General features: G+C 68.0%; 16 protein-coding genes and 1 pseudogene. 10 read left to right on the forward strand and 7 right to left on the reverse strand.

Going from position 1 to position 16,635, the window contains the following annotated elements; all coding sequences use genetic code 11:
- Positions 1–184, reverse strand: a pseudogene (locus HPC46_RS21140) (hypothetical protein); the annotation flags it as partial.
- A 172-nt stretch (positions 185–356) separates the two neighbouring features.
- Between HPC46_RS21140 and HPC46_RS21145 the strand changes: the two are divergent.
- From HPC46_RS21145 to HPC46_RS21160, 4 genes are all read left to right on the forward strand, one after another.
- Complete coding sequence (locus tag HPC46_RS21145) at positions 357–737, forward strand: heme-binding protein (RefSeq protein ID WP_179473530.1); 381 nt, start codon at positions 357–359, stop codon at positions 735–737.
- A gap of 65 nt (positions 738–802) precedes the next feature.
- Complete coding sequence (locus HPC46_RS21150) at positions 803–2,011, forward strand: sensor histidine kinase (protein ID WP_325096721.1); 1,209 nt, start codon at positions 803–805, stop codon at positions 2,009–2,011.
- 120 nt (positions 2,012–2,131) lie between these two features.
- Positions 2,132–2,911, forward strand: coding sequence for a hypothetical protein (locus HPC46_RS21155; protein ID WP_179473532.1), 780 nt, complete (start codon positions 2,132–2,134; stop codon positions 2,909–2,911).
- Positions 2,912–3,133: 222 nt separating this feature from the next.
- On the forward strand, positions 3,134–3,427 hold the full coding sequence (locus tag HPC46_RS21160; RefSeq protein ID WP_179473534.1) for a hypothetical protein: 294 nt from the start codon (positions 3,134–3,136) through the stop codon (positions 3,425–3,427).
- Positions 3,428–3,455: 28 nt separating this feature from the next.
- Here the strand turns inward: HPC46_RS21160 and HPC46_RS21165 are convergent, their stop codons facing one another.
- The 3 genes from HPC46_RS21165 to HPC46_RS21175 are packed head-to-tail and all read right to left on the reverse strand — an operon-like array spanning position 3,456 to position 5,749.
- Positions 3,456–4,073: a TetR/AcrR family transcriptional regulator gene (locus tag HPC46_RS21165; protein ID WP_179473536.1), complete on the reverse strand. Its 618-nt coding sequence runs from the start codon at positions 4,071–4,073 to the stop codon at positions 3,456–3,458.
- A 3-nt stretch (positions 4,074–4,076) separates the two neighbouring features.
- Positions 4,077–4,457, reverse strand: a complete 381-nt coding sequence (locus tag HPC46_RS21170) for a hypothetical protein (RefSeq protein ID WP_179473538.1) — start codon at positions 4,455–4,457, stop codon at positions 4,077–4,079.
- A 29-nt stretch (positions 4,458–4,486) separates the two neighbouring features.
- The gene (locus HPC46_RS21175; protein WP_179473540.1) at positions 4,487–5,749 is read right to left on the reverse strand and encodes a cytochrome P450; all 1,263 of its coding nucleotides are present in this window, start codon (positions 5,747–5,749) and stop codon (positions 4,487–4,489) included.
- An 86-nt stretch (positions 5,750–5,835) separates the two neighbouring features.
- Here HPC46_RS21175 and HPC46_RS21180 point away from each other — a divergent pair, with 86 nt between their 5' ends.
- Both HPC46_RS21180 and purD read left to right on the forward strand, forming a co-directional pair.
- Entirely contained in the window at positions 5,836–7,374 is a 1,539-nt protein-coding gene (locus tag HPC46_RS21180) for an acyl-CoA carboxylase subunit beta (RefSeq protein ID WP_179473542.1), read from the forward strand.
- A gap of 27 nt (positions 7,375–7,401) precedes the next feature.
- On the forward strand, positions 7,402–8,673 hold the full coding sequence (gene purD, locus HPC46_RS21185) for a phosphoribosylamine--glycine ligase (RefSeq protein ID WP_179473544.1): 1,272 nt from the start codon (positions 7,402–7,404) through the stop codon (positions 8,671–8,673).
- Here purD and HPC46_RS21190 read toward each other — a convergent pair.
- Complete coding sequence (locus tag HPC46_RS21190; RefSeq protein WP_179473546.1) at positions 8,660–9,931, reverse strand: cytochrome P450; 1,272 nt, start codon at positions 9,929–9,931, stop codon at positions 8,660–8,662. The genes purD and HPC46_RS21190 overlap by 14 nt on opposite strands.
- An 85-nt stretch (positions 9,932–10,016) precedes the next feature.
- Here HPC46_RS21190 and HPC46_RS21195 point away from each other — a divergent pair, with 85 nt between their 5' ends.
- Positions 10,017–10,805 (forward strand): maleylpyruvate isomerase N-terminal domain-containing protein, encoded by a 789-nt coding sequence (locus HPC46_RS21195; RefSeq protein ID WP_179473548.1) that lies wholly within the window; start codon positions 10,017–10,019, stop codon positions 10,803–10,805.
- Here HPC46_RS21195 and HPC46_RS21200 read toward each other — a convergent pair.
- On the reverse strand, positions 10,802–11,716 hold the full coding sequence (locus HPC46_RS21200) for an alpha/beta hydrolase (protein ID WP_179473550.1): 915 nt from the start codon (positions 11,714–11,716) through the stop codon (positions 10,802–10,804). The genes HPC46_RS21195 and HPC46_RS21200 overlap by 4 nt on opposite strands.
- A 91-nt stretch (positions 11,717–11,807) precedes the next feature.
- Between HPC46_RS21200 and HPC46_RS21205 the strand changes: the two genes are divergently transcribed.
- Both HPC46_RS21205 and HPC46_RS21210 read left to right on the forward strand, forming a co-directional pair.
- Positions 11,808–12,437 (forward strand): TetR/AcrR family transcriptional regulator, encoded by a 630-nt coding sequence (locus HPC46_RS21205; RefSeq protein WP_179473552.1) that lies wholly within the window; start codon positions 11,808–11,810, stop codon positions 12,435–12,437.
- Between the two features lie 18 nt (positions 12,438–12,455).
- Complete coding sequence (locus HPC46_RS21210; RefSeq protein ID WP_179473553.1) at positions 12,456–13,451, forward strand: SDR family NAD(P)-dependent oxidoreductase; 996 nt, start codon at positions 12,456–12,458, stop codon at positions 13,449–13,451.
- Here the strand turns inward: HPC46_RS21210 and relZ are convergent.
- Positions 13,448–15,166 carry a bifunctional ribonuclease/(p)ppGpp synthase gene (relZ, locus tag HPC46_RS21215; RefSeq protein ID WP_179473556.1) on the reverse strand — a complete coding sequence of 573 codons (1,719 nt, stop codon included), beginning with the start codon at positions 15,164–15,166 and terminating at the stop codon, positions 13,448–13,450. The genes HPC46_RS21210 and relZ overlap by 4 nt on opposite strands.
- A gap of 40 nt (positions 15,167–15,206) precedes the next feature.
- Between relZ and purB the strand changes: the two genes are divergently transcribed.
- A complete protein-coding gene (gene purB / locus HPC46_RS21220; protein WP_179473558.1) occupies positions 15,207–16,634 on the forward strand; it encodes an adenylosuccinate lyase in 1,428 nt (475 codons plus the stop codon).
- The last annotated feature ends 1 nt before the right edge of the window (position 16,635 follow it).

Here is a 16,635-nt window from a genome sequence, read left to right on the forward strand (position 1 = left end):
ATACCCCGAGCCCGGAGGCCGGGCCGCCCACCCCGCCGAATCCGAGACCGGGCAGGATGCCCGGTCCCGGTGCCCCCCAGCCCACGCCGGGATCGGCATTGGCCACCCCGGCCAACGGCACCGCGACAGCGGCCGCAGCGCTTGCCAGGATCAGCGCTCGCACAGCGATTCGTCGATCACTCATGGTGAATCTTCCTTCCGTATCAGTGGATTTCGTGCAGCCGCCAGTGTCGTCCGGGTGGTGTTCGGTCAGGGTGAGGGTCGTCCTCACGCTCACCAAACAGCCTTGCCGACAGGATGTTCCATGCGTCCGGCACGTGCCGAACTCACAAATCGATCGAAAGGAAGGCCGAACTATGGCTACCCGACTCACCATCCCGGCGCCGGTGCGCCGCCATACCCTCGTCGGCCTCGCCGTCGTCGGCGCCGCCGCGGCGCTCACGCTGGCGCCGGCCACGCCCGCAGTGGCGGCAGCCGACTGCACGGCAAGCGGCCTGGCCCGCACCGTATCGGCGGTGGCGGCAAGCACGGCGGACTATCTCGACGCCCATCCCGACGTCAATGACGCGTTCACCAAACTCAAGGGGGAGCCTCGCCCGCAGATGCGCGCCGACGCACAGCAGTACCTCAACGCCAACCCCGCCGTCCGCGCTGACCTGCAACAACTGCGCGCGCCGCTCAACGAGTTCGCCCAGCGCTGCGGGATGTCACTGCCGGCCGGGCCGCTCGGGGGCTGACCGGGACGGGCACTGCGCCATGCCTCCTCACGGCGGCCAAACACCAGATCGGCGACGATGATCGAGTGCAGTCATCCAAGACACCGCAACTGCTGGGTTGGCCGCTGCGGGGCAGGACTATCAGGACCAGATTGACCGTGCTCTACGGCGGGGCATTCTTCGTCGCGGGCGCACTCCTGGTGGCCGTGATGTATGTCTACGTGAGGCAGTCACTGGACAACAGCCCGGGAGTCAACGCCCTCGAGACCGCTCAGACATTTCTGGGGCAGCGCGGGATGGAAGCGCATCCACTGCTTCAAGACCTCGTCGTCGGCCTGAGCAAGCAAGCAGAAGAGCAGCGGCGCGAGACGCTGCGCGCCGTGCTTGTCTGGTCACTGGCCTGTCTGGCCGTTGTCGGCTTGGCGGCGTTCGCATTCGGCTGGGCGCTGGCCGGGCGGGCGCTGCAGCCCCTGCAGGAGATCACCGCGACCGCGCGGCGGGTCGTCGACCGCAATCTTCATGAGCGCATCTCGCTGAGCGGTCCATCCGACGAGATCAAGGAGCTTGCCGACACGTTCGACGCGATGCTGGAGCGACTGGACCGTGCGTTTGACAGTCGATATCGGTTTGTGGCCAACGCTTCTCACGAGCTGCGTACGCCACTGGCGATCAATCGAACGGTCATCGAAGTGGCGCTGGAGGATCCCGACCTGGTGGAACCGACGCGTCATCTCGCCGAGACGTTGTTGGGGGTCAACAAGCGGCACGAACGGCTGATCGACGGTCTGCTCGTGCTGGCCAGCAGCGACCAGCGCATCGATCGGATGGTTCAGGTGGAGTTGGCCGAAGCGGCCAATCGAGCGATTGCCGATGTGCGTCAGCAGGCGGCCCAGGCCGGCGTTCAGATCACCTCGACGATCAATTCCGCTGGGGTGCCGGGAGATCCGGCTCTGCTGCAGCGTCTGATCGACAATCTTGTCGACAACGCAGTCCGGTACAACATCCCCTCGGGCGGGTGGGTGCACATCAGCGTGGCGGCTGATTCCCGCGCAGCCTGGATACGGGTGGAAAATGCCGGGCCGGTGATCTCGCCGGCCGACGTGGACCTCATGTTCGAGCCGTTCCGCCGGCTTGCCAACGAGGATCAACAGGCGGATCCTGTCGTCTTCAGCGGCGCCGGCCTCGGGTTGTCGATCGTGCGTGCGGTGGCCCACGCGCACGGCGGCCGGGTCCAGGCGACTCCGGGCCCTCGCGGTGGGCTGACCGTCGAAGTGGTGTTGCCCCGCCACCACTGAGTATTGCGGTGCCAATCATGTTGTCTCCCAAACACCGAACCAACATCGCAATTGATCAACTGGTCCCCGTGGCGCTGGTGGTAGGCGCCGACAACTCGTGCAAAACGAAAGGGAACAGCGATGAATTTCATGGACCAGACCCAGCGTTCGTCCTTCGCGGCGCTTGCCGCAATGAGCGCGGTGGCCGCGATCTCGGTGACCGCGTTCGCCGCCGGACCGTCGGGCTCGACCCTGGCGGCGAGGCTGGCCGCGTTGCCGGTCGGGGTGTCTTCGGCCATCCACGATGTCCTGGTCGAGGCGCACACCGCGATACACGCCGATCGCGGTGAGATCGCCGCTGACCGGAACACGATTCGTGCGACCCGTCACGACGCGGCGCACGCCATCGGAGCCAGCGTCCTGACCGGCGACATCGGCGAGGGCCAGATCGTGGCGATCGTCGATGGGGCCCGCAGCGCCGTTCAGGATGAGCGGGAGGCGGTCGGCGAATCTCGTGGCGACATCCGCCAGACCCGGCAGGCCGCGGCGGCCGATATTCGCACCATCATCGCGGGCAACCATGACGGAAGCACGGTGCAGGATGTGAAGGCGATCCTCGACACCGCCAAGATGGACAACGCGACGACGCGTTCGGCGATCGTCGCCGATGCTCAGGAGAACAAGTCGATCCGGCACACCACCACCAGCGATGCGGTGGCAATCCGGCAGAGCGTGCGGGCCGGCGAGATCAGCAAGCAGGAGGCCGCGCAAGAGATCCAGGCAGGGCGCAGCAGCGCGCATGCCGAAATCGCCGACAACCACGCCCAGATGGCCACCTCGCACAAGGACATCAAGGCGACCCGCCACCAGGCAGCCAAGGACGTCGCCACGACCGTGCACCAGGGCCGCACCGGGGAGTGAGCTGACCGCCGCTGGAGCCCCTCCCGCATCCCGCGGGGGAGGCTCCAGCGCCGGACCGCATAACGCCGAGCCTCATAACAAAGGGGTCAGTAAGACAACGGTAAGGAAACGCCCAGATCTCAAACGGTGATGTTGCCGTGTCGCAAATGTGACATTTGTGCACCAGTGTTACCGAAGTGAAATCGAGCGCCTCGGGCCTCGAACCAAAGGGCAGGAGTGGCAATGACTTCTATGACCGCGTATGAATCGTGGACTGCCGACTCGTGGACTGCCCCGACCATGCTCAGCCTGTGGACCGAGCCGGAACCCAAGCAAGCCAGGGTCGTTCGTCACGTGTCGCAATGGGTGAAGGCCGTCGACACCACCGTGATCGTGCTCTGCCCACCCGTCGTGTCGGTCTGCGCCATCTTCGCCGCGATGATGTGGCCAGGCCCCGTGCTGGCCGACACCATCGGCCATGCGGCGACATCGGTGCCGCTGAACGCTCAGCTGCAGGACGTCGCCCCGGCTCCCTAACCGCTTGTGCGGGTTGACCGGTCGTGCGCTAGTTTCCCGTCGGTTCGCTCGCCCCGGTGCGGAGCGCCGCACCGACCCAGCGGCCCAGGTAGCGGCGCAGCTCGGATCCGTGCCGCGGTGGCCGGCCAGGGTCGACCATGAACGACTGGACGATCCGCAGCAGATGCTCGCCCAGTTCGTCGAGATCGCTGTCGCTGAATCCGTGTGCGGCCCAATCGACATCGAAGCGGCGCAGCAGGGAGCCCGCGAACGTCAATGCGACATCCGAGGTCACCTCGGCGCTGAACGCGCCGGCCCGTTCCGGTCCGAGCAGCAGGCCCATGTGTTTGTCATGGGGCAACGCTTCCACCGCGGCAGCAATACCTTCGGTGACCGCCTCGGCCGGGTCGGTGATGCCCGACAAGTGCGCGGCCATCCGGTCGAGGAATCCGGCCGCAGACGCCATCGCCGCGGCCTGCAGCAGTGCGTCGGTACTGGGGAAGTAGCGATAGACGGTCTGGCGGGTGACGCCGAGGGTGCGGGCCACGTCGGCGATGCTCAGGTCGGCGCCGCGGGCGTCGATGGCCTGGTTGGCGGCGGCCAGAATCCGGGCGACGGCTTCTTCGTCGGTGGCAGGCGCCGAACCCGACCAGCCGTGGGTGCGCACGATCTACCCGCCCACTGCCGCGACGTAGGCCAGGCCGCCGAAGAACAGCACGACCAGGCACAGCACCAGCGTTCCGGCGGCGAAGGGCCAGCCGCGCTTGCGCCGGGCCAGCTGCACGATGGTGACGACGATCCCGGTCAGGCCCACCAGCGCCATGATCGCCAGGGCAGACAACACCGACGTCACGGCGCCGTCGACACTGCACGTCGCGGGCGGGCAGTGGTCCAGGAACGCCAGCGAGAACAGGCCCATGAACGCGCTGCCCGCGCCGACGATCACCGTCGACACCATCAGGATGATCGAGATCGTAAGGTCGGCCGCCGAGCGCGGCGGCTCGGCAGGCGGCGGATAGCCGGGGTAGGGCGCATAGCCCGGGTAACCCATGACCCGGGATGCTATCTCCGGCTCCTGCGTCAGTGGTATGCGACAGGCAGTTCTTTGACCCCGTTGATCCAGCCCGAACGCAGCCGCTCCGGCTCGCCGAGCTTGCTGATATCGGGGATCTGATTGGCGATCTCGTTGAAGATCAGTTTGATCTCCATGCGCGCGAGGTTGGCGCCGATGCAGAAGTGCGCGCCGTTGCCGCCGAACCCGAGGTGCGGGTTCGGGTCACGCAGGATGTTGAATCCGAACGGGTTGTCGAAGACTTCCTCGTCATAGTTGGCCGAGCTGTAGAACAGTCCGGCCCGCTGCCCCTGGCGGATCGTGACGCCGCCGATCTCCACGTCCCGGGTGGCGGTGCGCTGGAAGCAGTGCACCGGGGTGGCCCAGCGGACGATCTCGTCGGCCGTGGTCTCGGGCCGCTCCCGCTTGAAAAGCTCCCACTGCTCGGGGTTTTCGAAGAAGGCGTTCATCCCGTGGGTCATCGCATTGCGGGTGGTCTCGTTGCCGGCCACCGCGAGCAGGATCACGAAGAACGCGAACTCGACCTCGCTCAGCGACTCCCCATCGATGTCGGCCTGCACCAATTTGGTGATGATGTCGTCGGCCGGACACTGCCTACGCTGCTCGGCCATCGTGTACGCGTAGCCCATCAGCTCGGCGTTGGCGACGGTCGGGTCGTCGTCGAAGTCCGGGTCGTCGGTGTTCATGATGCTGTTGGTCCAGTGAAAGAGCTTCTGGCGATCCGCTTCCGGGACGCCCAACAGGTCGGCGATGGCCAGCAGCGGCAGCTGCATCGCGATGTCGGCGACGAACTCTCCGGTGTCCTTCTCGGCGGCCGCGGCCACGATGTCGCGGGCGGCGTCGGCCAGCTTCTCCTCCAGCTTGGCCACCGCCCGCGGGGTGAACAGTCGTGAGACCAGCTTGCGCAGCCGAGTGTGCTCGGGGGCATCGTGGTTGATCAGCAGTGCCTTGGTGATCTCCACCTGGTCTTTGGTCATATCGTCGGCGAAGCGCATCACGACGCCCTGGGCGTTCGTCGACCACAGGTCGCCGTCGCGGGAGATGTCGCGGATATCGCGGTGCTTGCTGATCACCCAGTAGCCGCCGTCGTCGAAGACCGACGGTGCCTCGTTCCACCACACCGGCGCGGTTTTGCGCAGCTGCGCCAACTGGGCGACGGGCATGCCTTCCTTGAGCAGGTCGGGGTCGGTGAAGTCGAAGCCGGAGGGCAGGAGCGAAGCGACCCGGGAATTGGGGTCAGCTCCGAACGGGCACACGCTCGCGGTGGTCATGGTCTACCTCGCTGTCCTGTGATGTAGCGCACGTTGGCTATGACCATACACCTCAATGCCGAGTGTATGCCCGCTAGGTTCGGTTGATGACCGAGCGACCGGACTTCGCCGAGCTGCAACGCCGGCGCGCGCTGACCGAGGACGCGGCGCGCCCCGACGCGGTGGAACGCCGGCACACCGCAGGCGGCCGAACGGCCAGGGAGAACATCGCCGACCTGGTCGACGTGGATTCCTTCGTGGAATATGGGCGGTTCACGGTCGCCGCCCAGCGCCGCCGCCGCGACCTCGACGACCTGATCGCGCGCACGCCGGCCGACGGTCTGATCGCCGGGACCGCGGCCGTCAACGGTCACCCGTGTGCGGTGCTGTCCTACGACTACACGGTGCTCGCCGGTACCCAGGGAGTGTTCGGGCACCGCAAGAAGGACCGGCTCTTCGAGCTCATCGAACGGATGCGACTGCCCACCATCTTCTTCGCCGAGGGCGGCGGTGGCAGGCCCGGTGACACCGACTTTCCCGCGGTGTCGCAGCTCGAGACGCGGGCGTTCAAGCTCTGGGCGGCGCTGTCGGGGATCGTGCCGCGGATTGCGATCGTCAAGGGCCGCTGCTTCGCAGGCAACGCGGTGATCGCCGGCTGCTCGGATCTCATCGTCGCCACCGCCGACTCCTCGATCGGGATGGGTGGCCCGGCGATGATCGCCGGGGGCGGGCTTGGTGACGTTGCTCCCGATTCTGTCGGCCCGATCTCGGTGCAGGCACCCAACGGCGTGGTCGACGTCGTCGTCGACGACGAAGCCGAGGCCGTCGCCGTCGCAAAGCGCCTCATCGGATACTTCCAGGGCAGCACGTCACCCGGCCCGGCAGCGGACCAAACCTCCTTGCGCACAGTCATTCCCGAGCGCGCCCGCCGCGCCTACCCGATCAAGCCGATCATCGAGACACTCGCCGACGACGACTCGGTTACCTTCCTGCGGGAGAAGTTCGCCCCGGAGATGGTCACCGCGCTGGCCCGCATCGAAGGGCGCCCGGTCGGCGTCATCGCCAACAACACGATGGTCATGGCCGGTGCGATCACCGCGGCGGCCGCTGACAAGGCGGCGCGCTTCCTGCAGCTGTGCGACACCTTCGGACTGCCCGTCGTCTCGCTCATCGACTGCCCCGGCTACATGGTCGGCCCGGCAGCCGAGGCGCAGGCACTGGTTCGGCGCGCGTCACGGATGCTGGTCGCCGGCGCGGCGATCCGGGTGCCGCTGGTGGCGGTGATCCTGCGCCGCGGCTATGGCCTGGGTGCGCAGGCGATGACCGGCGGCAGCCTGCACGAACCGCTGCTCACGGTGGCGTGGCCGGGTGCACACCTCGGCCCGATGGGCCTCGAGGGTGCGGTGCGGCTCGGCATGCGCAAGGAACTGGAGGCCATCGACGACGAGGCCGAGCGTGAACAGCGGGTCGCCGAAGCGACGGCGGCGATGGAGGGGAACGCCCAAGCGCTCAATTCGGCGATGATGTTCGAGATCGACGACGTCATCGATCCGGCGGAAACCCGTGGCCTGATCGCCGCGACGCTGACCGCCGCGGCGGCGCGCGGTGAACTCCCGCCGCTGAGGCGGTTCGTCGACACCTGGTGACCGCAGTGGGCGATAGGGTGTGAACCTGTGCGCGTCCTCGTGATCGGATCCGGTGCCCGCGAACATGCCCTGCTACTGGGCCTGCGCAAAGACGACTCCGTCGACTTCCTGGCCGTTGCGCCCGGCAATGCCGGCACATCGGCCGTCGCTGAACAGCACGACATCGACGTCACCTCGGCCGAGGCCGTCACCGCACTGGCCCGCAAGCTCGAGATCGACCTGGTGGTCATCGGGCCCGAGGTGCCATTGGTGCTCGGGGTCGCCGACGCGGTGCGCGCCGCAGGCATCGCCTGCTTCGGCCCGTCGAAGGAAGCCGCCCGAATCGAAGGTTCCAAGGCCTTCGCCAAGGATGTGATGGCCGCCGCCGGTGTGCGGACCGCGGGCAGTGAGACCGTCGACAATCCCGCCCACCTCGATGCCGCACTCGACCGCTTCGGCCCGGCAGCAGGTCAACCCGCCTGGGTGGTCAAGGACGACGGCCTGGCCGCGGGCAAGGGTGTGGTGGTCACCGCCGACCGCGACGCCGCCCGCGCACACGCCGCCGCACTGCTCGACTCGGGGCATCCGGTGTTGCTGGAGTCCTTCCTCGACGGACCCGAGGTGTCGCTGTTCTGTCTGGTCGACGGTGCGACCGTCGTCCCGCTGCTGCCCGCCCAGGACTTCAAGCGGGTCGGCAACAACGACGCCGGCCCCAATACAGGTGGGATGGGCGCATATTCACCACTGCCCTGGCTGCCCGCGGAAGCGACCGCCGCCATCGTCAGTGGAGTCGTGGAACCCGTTGCCGCCGAACTGGTTCGCCGCGGCTGCCCGTTCTCGGGCCTGCTGTACGCGGGGTTGGCGATGACCTCCAACGGTCCGGCGGTGGTCGAATTCAACTGCCGGTTCGGCGATCCCGAGACCCAAGCCGTGCTGGCGCTGCTGGAATCCCCGCTCGGCCAGGTGTTGCACGCCACGGCCACCGGGACGCTGGCCGACTTCGGCCCGCTGCACTGGCATGACGGGTACGCCATTGCCGTCGTGGTGGCCGCGGAGAACTATCCGGGCCGCCCGCGGGTCGGTGACGTCATCACCGGCTCGGAAGCCGACGGCGTGCTGCATGCCGGCACCGCGCGCCGAGACGACGGTGCCGTCGTCTCGTCCGGCGGGCGGGTGCTCTCAGTCGTCGGCTCCGGCGCCGACCTGGTTGCCGCGCGCGAAGCCGCCTACCGAACCCTGGACTCGATTCGGTTGCCCGGCAGCCACTTCCGCACCGATATCGCCCTAGCGGCGGCCGAGGGGCGGATCACGCTAGCTTGACGGGTAGCCGCTTCACGCCGTGAATGACGTTGCTGTGCAGGTATTCCGGCTCGCCGACTTCGACTTCCGGTAGCCGCGTGAGCAGCTGACCGAACAGCTGCCGCAGCTCGGTCCTGGCCAGATTGGCGCCGAGGCAGAAGTGCGGTCCACCGCCACCGAACCCGAAGTGCGGGTTGGGTGATCGGGTGATGTCGAACTCGCCGGGGCGGTCGAACACGGCCTCGTCGCGATTGGCCGAGCAGTAGAACAGGGCGACCTTCTCGCCGGCCTTGATCGTGGTGCCCGCGAGCTCGGTGTCGACTTTCGCGTGCCGGGCGAAGTTGAGGACGGGAGTGGCCCAGCGAATGAACTCCTCGGTGGCCGCGGGTATCCGGGCATCGAAATCCTCGAGAAGCCAGGCCTTCTGGGCCGGATTGTCGGCGAGTGCCTTGAACGCGTGCGAGGTGGTCTGCTTGGTCGTGTCGTTGCCCGCCGAGGCCAGCAGCACCATGAACGACCCGATCTGGATGTCGGTGAGCTGATGACCGTCGACCTCGGCGTTGACGATATTGGTCATCAGGTCGTCGTGCGGTTCGCGGCGGCGCAGCTGCGCGAGCTCGATACCGGAACTGGTCAGGATCCCGATCTGGGTCAGCGCATGCGTGGCGCGTTCCTCGAAGCTGGCGTAGTCGTCGTCGGTGCCGCTGAAGAGGCTTTCGGCCGCGTACGCCACCGCCTCTTGATCGGCGGGCGCGATGCCGATCATGTCCGAGACGGTCCGCATCGGCAGCTTGGACGAGCATTCGCTGACGAAGTCGATTTCCTCGCCGTCACGCAGTCTTTCGATCAGCCGGTCGACGATATCGGCGGCGTTGGCCTGAATCTGCGCCTCGATGCGGCGGACCTGCTTAGGAGTGAACGTCGCACTGATCAGCCGCCGATACAGTGTGTGCTCCGGCGGATCCATGGCCAGGAAGAAACTGGTGGCCTGCTGCACTTCGGCCGGGAGGGGGTCGACGCTCATGCCCAGCGCCGAGCTGAAGATCTCCGGATGCGCGCTGACGTACTTGATGTCGGCGTGCCGGGTGATCGCCCAGTACCCGGTCTCCGAGTGCGGGAAGACCGAGGACACCGGTGCATGCCAGGACAGCCCGTCGGCGGCGCGCAGCTGCGCGAACGTGCGATCGCGGGTGGTGAAATCGGCGGTCCAGAAGTCCGGTGCCGAGATGTCCAGCCGGTGGTACGGCCGCGGCGATATCGGGGGGCTCTCGACGGTCATGATCTCCTCGGTGACGCTTCCGCAAGGCTTATCGAATGGCTGACAGTAATAGCGACTGTAGACAATTCCAGAACGGGAGACAATCATGGCCGACGTGACACCGGATCGTGGTGCGGCGTTCAAGGCCGAGCGCGCCGACATGCTGGCCTTCTGCGCCGGGCTCGATCCCGCCGAGTGGCGGATGGACAGCCGCTGCGACGGATGGCGAATCCACGACGTCGTCGCGCACATGGGCACCGGCTGCAAGGCGATGTTCAGTCCCGCTGCCGCAAAGATGATGCGCACCAACGACATCGAAGCGGCCAACGATCTGTTGGTCGATACCCGCCGGGATCGCTCGTCCCCGGACGTCCTCGCCGAGTACCGCCGCTGGAGCGCGGTGGCCGCCGCCATCTTCCCGGTCATGGCGCGGCGACCGCTCGGCGGACTGCAGATGCAGCTGGCCGACCTGGGCAGGTTCCCGCTGCGGGTGCTCACCGGCGCAATGGTCTTCGACCACCACACCCACCTGCGTCACGACATGGCGCCGGCCCTTGGGCGGCCCGCGCCGGACACCGACGCCAACCGGATGACCGTCGTCGGAGAATGGATGATGGCGGTGCTTTCCAACCAGGTCCGCGCGGCGGCGCCCGCGTGGCTCGACCGTCCGGTGGGGATCACGCTGACCGGGCCCGGCGGCGGCACGTGGCGCGTGGTGCCCGAGGGTGCGGTCATGCCGGGTGTGACCGACGACTGCGCCGCACGGATCACCGGTGTTGCGCTGGAATTTCCGGAGTGGGGCACCCGGCGCGCGAGCTGGCGCGACCGCGACGTGCGGATTACCGGCGACGCCGACTACGCGACGGCGTTCCTGGACACCGTCAACGTGGTCTAAGCGACCAATAACGGTGCCATCCAGGCGATCTCGCCAGGCAGTTGTGAACTCCAGTAGCTGCCGTCGTGCCCGCCCGGTGAGAAGCCGCCGGCCGGCGGGTTGGGCAGCTGGGCGATGAATTGCTTCGTCGCCGAATAGAACGGGTCACTGTTGCCGCAGTCGATCCGGATCGGAATCGACGCCAGGGCGGGCAATCCGAAGACGCTGTTGGCCGCGAAGTCGTCGGGACCGTCGAACGCGCCTGGCGCGGCCGCGCCGGACGACAGCCACAGTGCCGGGCTGACCGCGGTGATCGCGGCGGTGCGGGCCGGACCGAGTCGGGCGCCCAGTAGCAGCGCCCCGTAGCCACCCATCGACCACCCGATGAAGGCGACCCGCGAGGTGTCCAGGCCCTGACCGCCGAGCATCGGGATCAGTTCGTCGAGAACCATGGCGCCGGAGTCTTCGCCGGACGCGCGCTTGTGCCAGTAGCTGCCGCCACCGTCGACGGCGACCACCGCGAACGGCGGCAGCCCGGCCGCCACCGCTTGCGCCAGGCCCTGTTCGACACCGCCGGCCATCACACCCGCCGCGTCCTGGCCCTTGCCGTGCAGCGCGATCACCGGCCTCAGCGGCGCCGTCTGCCCTGGCGGGCGGGCGATGGCCCAGTTGGTGTTGATGCCGCCGCGTGCGGCCGACACGAACGAGCCGGTGACCATCGTGGGAGCGGGGGCGCCCGCCGACGCCGGCTCCAGCGGGGCGGGCGGCAGCAGGGGCGCACCGACACCGGTCATCGTGACGTCCGGGCCAGCAAGCTGCGTGGCGGGTTCGAGGATGCGGCCGGCGGCGAAGGCGCCGGCGGCGCCCGCGACGGCTCCGGCGCCGAGTCGCAGAACAGCACGACGGCTCAGGTTCGCCATTCGGCACATCATGCCATCGCGGGCCGTTCAGCCTAGTGCCAGGTCAAAGCCAGGTTAATGATTCTTCGGAAAGAGCAATGCCGCTTCGGCGCTGCTGGCAGCATTGCTGAACGTGACGGCAGCGATGACCCCCAAGGGGGAACGACGACGGTATGCGCTGATCAGCGCTGCCGCCGAGCTGTTGCGGGAAGCCGGATTCGAGGCGGTGCGGCATCGGGCGGTGGCCCGTCGCGCGGGCCTGCCCCTGGCGTCGACCACCTATTACTTCTCCTCGCTGGACGACCTGGTGCACAAGGCCGTCGAGTACATCTGCGCGGTCGAGACCGCCCAGCTGCGGGCGCGGGTCGACGCCCTGCCGCGCCGGCGGCGCGGTGCCGAGGCGATCGCCGACGTGCTGGTGGATCTGCTGGTCGGCGATCCGGAGGGCGAGGCCAGCAGCGAAGAATTGATCTCCCGCTACGAGCGCTATATCGCCTGCGCCCGCCAGCCCGAATTGCGGGAGATCCAGCGCCGGCTACTGCAGCAGCGCTTCGACGCCGTGGGGGAGGCGATTGCGCGTTCGGGACGCACCATGCGGGTCGATCTGGTGACCGCGCTGGTCCACGCCGTCGATGGTGCCGTGGTCTCGGCGCTGGTCGGCGACGGCGACGGACCCCGCGAGCTGGCCAGGGCGACGCTGATGGACGTGATCGACGTGTTGGCGCCGATCGACGAACGCACCATGCGGGTCTGAGCGATTACGTTCGAAGACATGGATTTCTCCGGGCTCGCCCGGCCGGCCGCGGCACTGCTGGATGGCGTGATGGACCGGGCTTTCGTCGGCTACACCAAGATCGGCTCGGGCCTGCGCAAGCAGTGGTGGGCGGCCGACGCCGGACCGCAGGCGCTGTTGGGCAAGCGGGTGCTGATCACCGGGGCGACCGCGGGAATCGGCCTGGCGATGGCGCGGTCATTCGCCGGATTCGGTGCAGGAGTGCACCTGCTGGGCCGCAACCCGGAGAAGGTCGACCGCTGCGCGGCCATGATCCGCGACGAGGTCGCCGGCGCCCACGTGGTGGCCGAAGTGTGCGACGTCTCCGATCTGGACGCGGTGCGCCAGTGGACCGCCGACTTCGCCAACCGGGTGCCCGCGCTGAACGGATTGGTGCACAACGCGGGGCTGATGCCCAAGGAACGGATCCTCACTCGCGAGGGCCACGAAGTGCAGCTGGCCACCCACGTGCTCGGCCCGCATCTGATCACCGAGCGCCTGCTGCCGCTGCTGCGGGCGGCGGGCGGGGCATCGGTGGTGTTCGTGTCCTCCGGCGGCATGTACAGCTCGCCGCTCGTGGTCGACGATCTGGAGTACCGGCGCGGCTACAACGGGGTGCGGGCGTACGCGCGCACCAAGAAGATGCAAGTCGTGCTTGCCGATTCGTGGGCGCGGCGGCTGGCGGGCACCGAGATCCGGGTGGAGAGCATGCACCCCGGCTGGGTCGACACCCCCGGGGTGGCGCAGTACCTGCCGCGCTTTCGTGCTGTCACCCGGCCGTTGTTGCGCGATGTGGCCGACGGTGCCGACACCGCGGTGTGGCTGGTGGCCACCCGGCCGGAGTCCAAGGCGGGGCACTTCTGGCATGACCGCAGCCAACGGCCGACGACGTTCGGATGGCAGCGCCACGAGAACCCGATCAAGGTGCGCCGCTTCCTCGAGCAGGTCAGCCGGCTGACCGGGACGTCGGAATCCTGGTCGGGCCTGCGCGCCTAATCGGGATCGGGCTGCAACCGCCGCAGGCGGGTCTGCAGCAGCGACACCCGATGCTCATTGCCGGCCAGGCCGACGTAGCGGTCGGCGAACGCGGCCAGTAAGGCATCGTCCAAGCGCCGCACGGCACCCGCCGGGAAGCGGTAATCCATCTGTTCGTTGACGGCATCGGTGTCGAGGTTGGTCAACAGCTCCTCGAGGGCGTCGAGGGTCAGGATGCCGAGCTCACCGAGCAGCGCGGAGATCCATGCGTAGTGCTCGGTGCGGGACCACCCTGCTTCGGGGAAGCGGTGGCCCAGGTAGGTGGCCAATACCGGTGCGGAAATACCCGCGCCCGCGGCGGTCGGGGTGCGGTCGTCGGCCATCGACGCCCGCAGCCGCTCACGGATCTCGGTGAATTCCCGGTCGGCCAACTCGAGCAGCCCCGCCGCCAGCGTGAACCGGCGGTCGAGTTCCGGCGCGTCCCGTTCGGGAACAGTGCCCTTGTAGCGAATGTCGTGTTCGAACTCCGCCCACGCGTGCTGCAGAACGGTGCGCACCTGCACCGACGCCGGCTGCGGTTCACCCTCGATTGCGACCAGCAGGTGTCGGCTCGCGTATCCCCACCGGCCCTCACGCGCGGTGACCTGTCCCATGTCCAGGTCGGCAAGGACTTCCAGTTCCTCGGACAGCACGGTGCCCACCGCGGTCACGTCCTCGCGCAAGTAGGTGATGACCCGCACGCCGACCTGATCGGTGATCTCGGTCGACGGGTCGGTGTAGAGCCGCTGGCCGTGGATGCTGCGATCGGCCTTGGCCGCGAAGGACGCCACGCTCTTGGTGCGGGCGGTCACGCTGAGGTAGTTGATGCCGGCGTCGTCCAGGAGCCGTCTGATCAAGGCCAGGTAGTGCTCGGTGGTGGCGATCAGCGCGGGGCGCTGTTCGGCGTAGCGCGCGACGGCGTCGCCCACGACGCCGGGCGTCGGTTCGGGCGGTGCGGGTGTGAGGTCGCCCGGCAGCGTCGGCGTCACGATGTAGCCGCTGGCGAAGTCCCCGTAGATCGTCACCGAGGCGGGCCGTCGCGTCGCGTACAGCCCGACATAGGCGCACACCACCGCGTCGACCGGATCTTCGGCGCGCCGTAGATCGCTCTTGCGCTGCGCATTCTCGACGGCACTGCGCATTTCGATCCACGTGGGGTTGTCGCCGACCCGAAGGGGCACCGCGGCCTGAGCGAGCCGTTCGATCTCGTCCATCAGCCGCAGCAATTCGGTGCGCAGTTGGGCCAGGGTGCGGCCCTGCTTGTGCTTGTACTTCAGCGTGCGGCCGAGACGGAACAGCACCACTGTGGCCGGATGCGGGTAGACCTCGATGGCCCGCCGGGGTGCCCTCGATTGGGGGTCCATGTCCAGCCCGAGCGCGCCTGCGATGCGGGCGCCGCGCGGTGTGCCGGCGAATTCGGGCTTTCCCGTGTTGGACGGGTGCGCGCCGGCCTCGAACTTGGCGAAGTCGCGGTTCAGGTCCGTTTCGCAGCCCCGCTGGCCGCTCGGGTTGGTCACCACCAGCGGAGCGTCGATGGCGACCAGACAAGGTCCGTCGACGTAGGGCGCAAGCTGCGCGAGGATGCTCGAATCGTCTTGGGCGGTAGCGATATGAACGAGCCTGCCGTCGTCGTCGAGTACCGCGACTCCGGTGGGCTTGCGCTCACCCCAGGCCAGATCCAGGCCGACAAAGTGCATCCGTCTACCTTGCCGTACCTGGGCCGTAAGCTAATGCGTTGTGACAATCCCGAATGTCCTGGCCTCCCGGTACGCCAGCGCTGAGATGGTCGCGATCTGGTCTCCCGAGGCCAAGATCGTCGCCGAACGCAAGCTGTGGCTGGCGGTGCTGCGGTCGCAGAAAGAACTCGGCGGCCCCAATATTTCTGTACCCGACTCCGTTATCGAGGACTACGAACGGGTGCTCGAGAACGTCGACTTGGCCTCGATCGCCGCGCGTGAACGCGTCACCCGCCACGACGTGAAGGCCCGCATCGAGGAATTCAACGCACTGGCCGGGCACGAACACGTGCACAAGGGGATGACGAGTCGCGACCTCACCGAGAACGTCGAGCAGTTGCAGATCCGTCAGTCGCTGCAACTCGTGCACGCCCACGGCGTGGCCGTTGTCGCGCGGCTTGCCGAGAGCGCGGTCATGTACCGCGATCTGGTGATGGCCGGTCGCAGCCACAACGTCGCCGCCCAGGCCACCACGCTCGGCAAGCGGTTTGCTTCGGCGGCCGAGGAGACGTTGATTGCGTTGCGGCGCATCGAAGAGCTGATCGCGCGCTACCCGCTGCGCGGCATCAAGGGGCCGATGGGTACCGCCCAAGACATGCTCGACCTGTTCGACGGCGATGCCGACCGGCTGGCCGAACTGGAACGCCGGGTCGCCGAATTCCTGGGTTTCAACGCCGTTTTCACCAGTGTTGGGCAGGTGTACCCGCGATCGCTGGACCACGACGTGGTGTCGGCTCTGGTTCAGCTGGGTGCGGGCCCGTCGTCGTTCGCGCACACGGTGCGGCTGATGGCCGGTCATGAGCTGGTGACCGAAGGGTTCGCGCCGGGGCAGGTCGGCTCGTCGGCGATGCCGCACAAGATGAATACTCGCAGCTGCGAACGGGTGAACGGCCTGCAGGTGGTGCTGCGCGGGTACGGTTCGATGGCCGCGGAATTGGCTGGCGCGCAATGGAATGAGGGTGACGTCTTCTGCTCGGTGGTGCGCCGGGTGGCGTTGCCGGATGCGTTCTTCGCTGTGGACGGGCAGATCGAGACATTCCTGACCGTGCTCGACGAGTTCGGTGCCTACCCCGCCGTGATCCAGCGGGAGCTGGATCGCTACCTGCCGTTCCTGGCCACCACCAAGGTGCTGATCGCCGCGGTGCGGGCCGGGGTGGGCCGGGAGACCGCACACGAGGTCATCAAGGAACACGCGGTCGCTGTCGCGCTGGCGATGCGCGAAAAAGGCGCTGAGCCAGATCTTTTGGACCGGCTGGCCGCCGACGAGCGGCTGCCGCTGGACCGGGCCGCGTTGGATGCCGCGCTGGCCGACAAGCAGGCCTTCAGCGGTGCGGCCGCAAGCCAGGTCGACCAGGTGGTCGCCGAGGTCGACGAGCTGGTGAGCTCCTACCCCGACGCCGCCAAGTACGCCCCGGGGGCGATCCTGTAAG

The sequence above is a fragment of the Mycolicibacterium vinylchloridicum genome (genome assembly GCF_013404075.1).
In the GTDB taxonomy this organism is placed as follows: domain Bacteria; phylum Actinomycetota; class Actinomycetes; order Mycobacteriales; family Mycobacteriaceae; genus Mycobacterium; species Mycobacterium vinylchloridicum.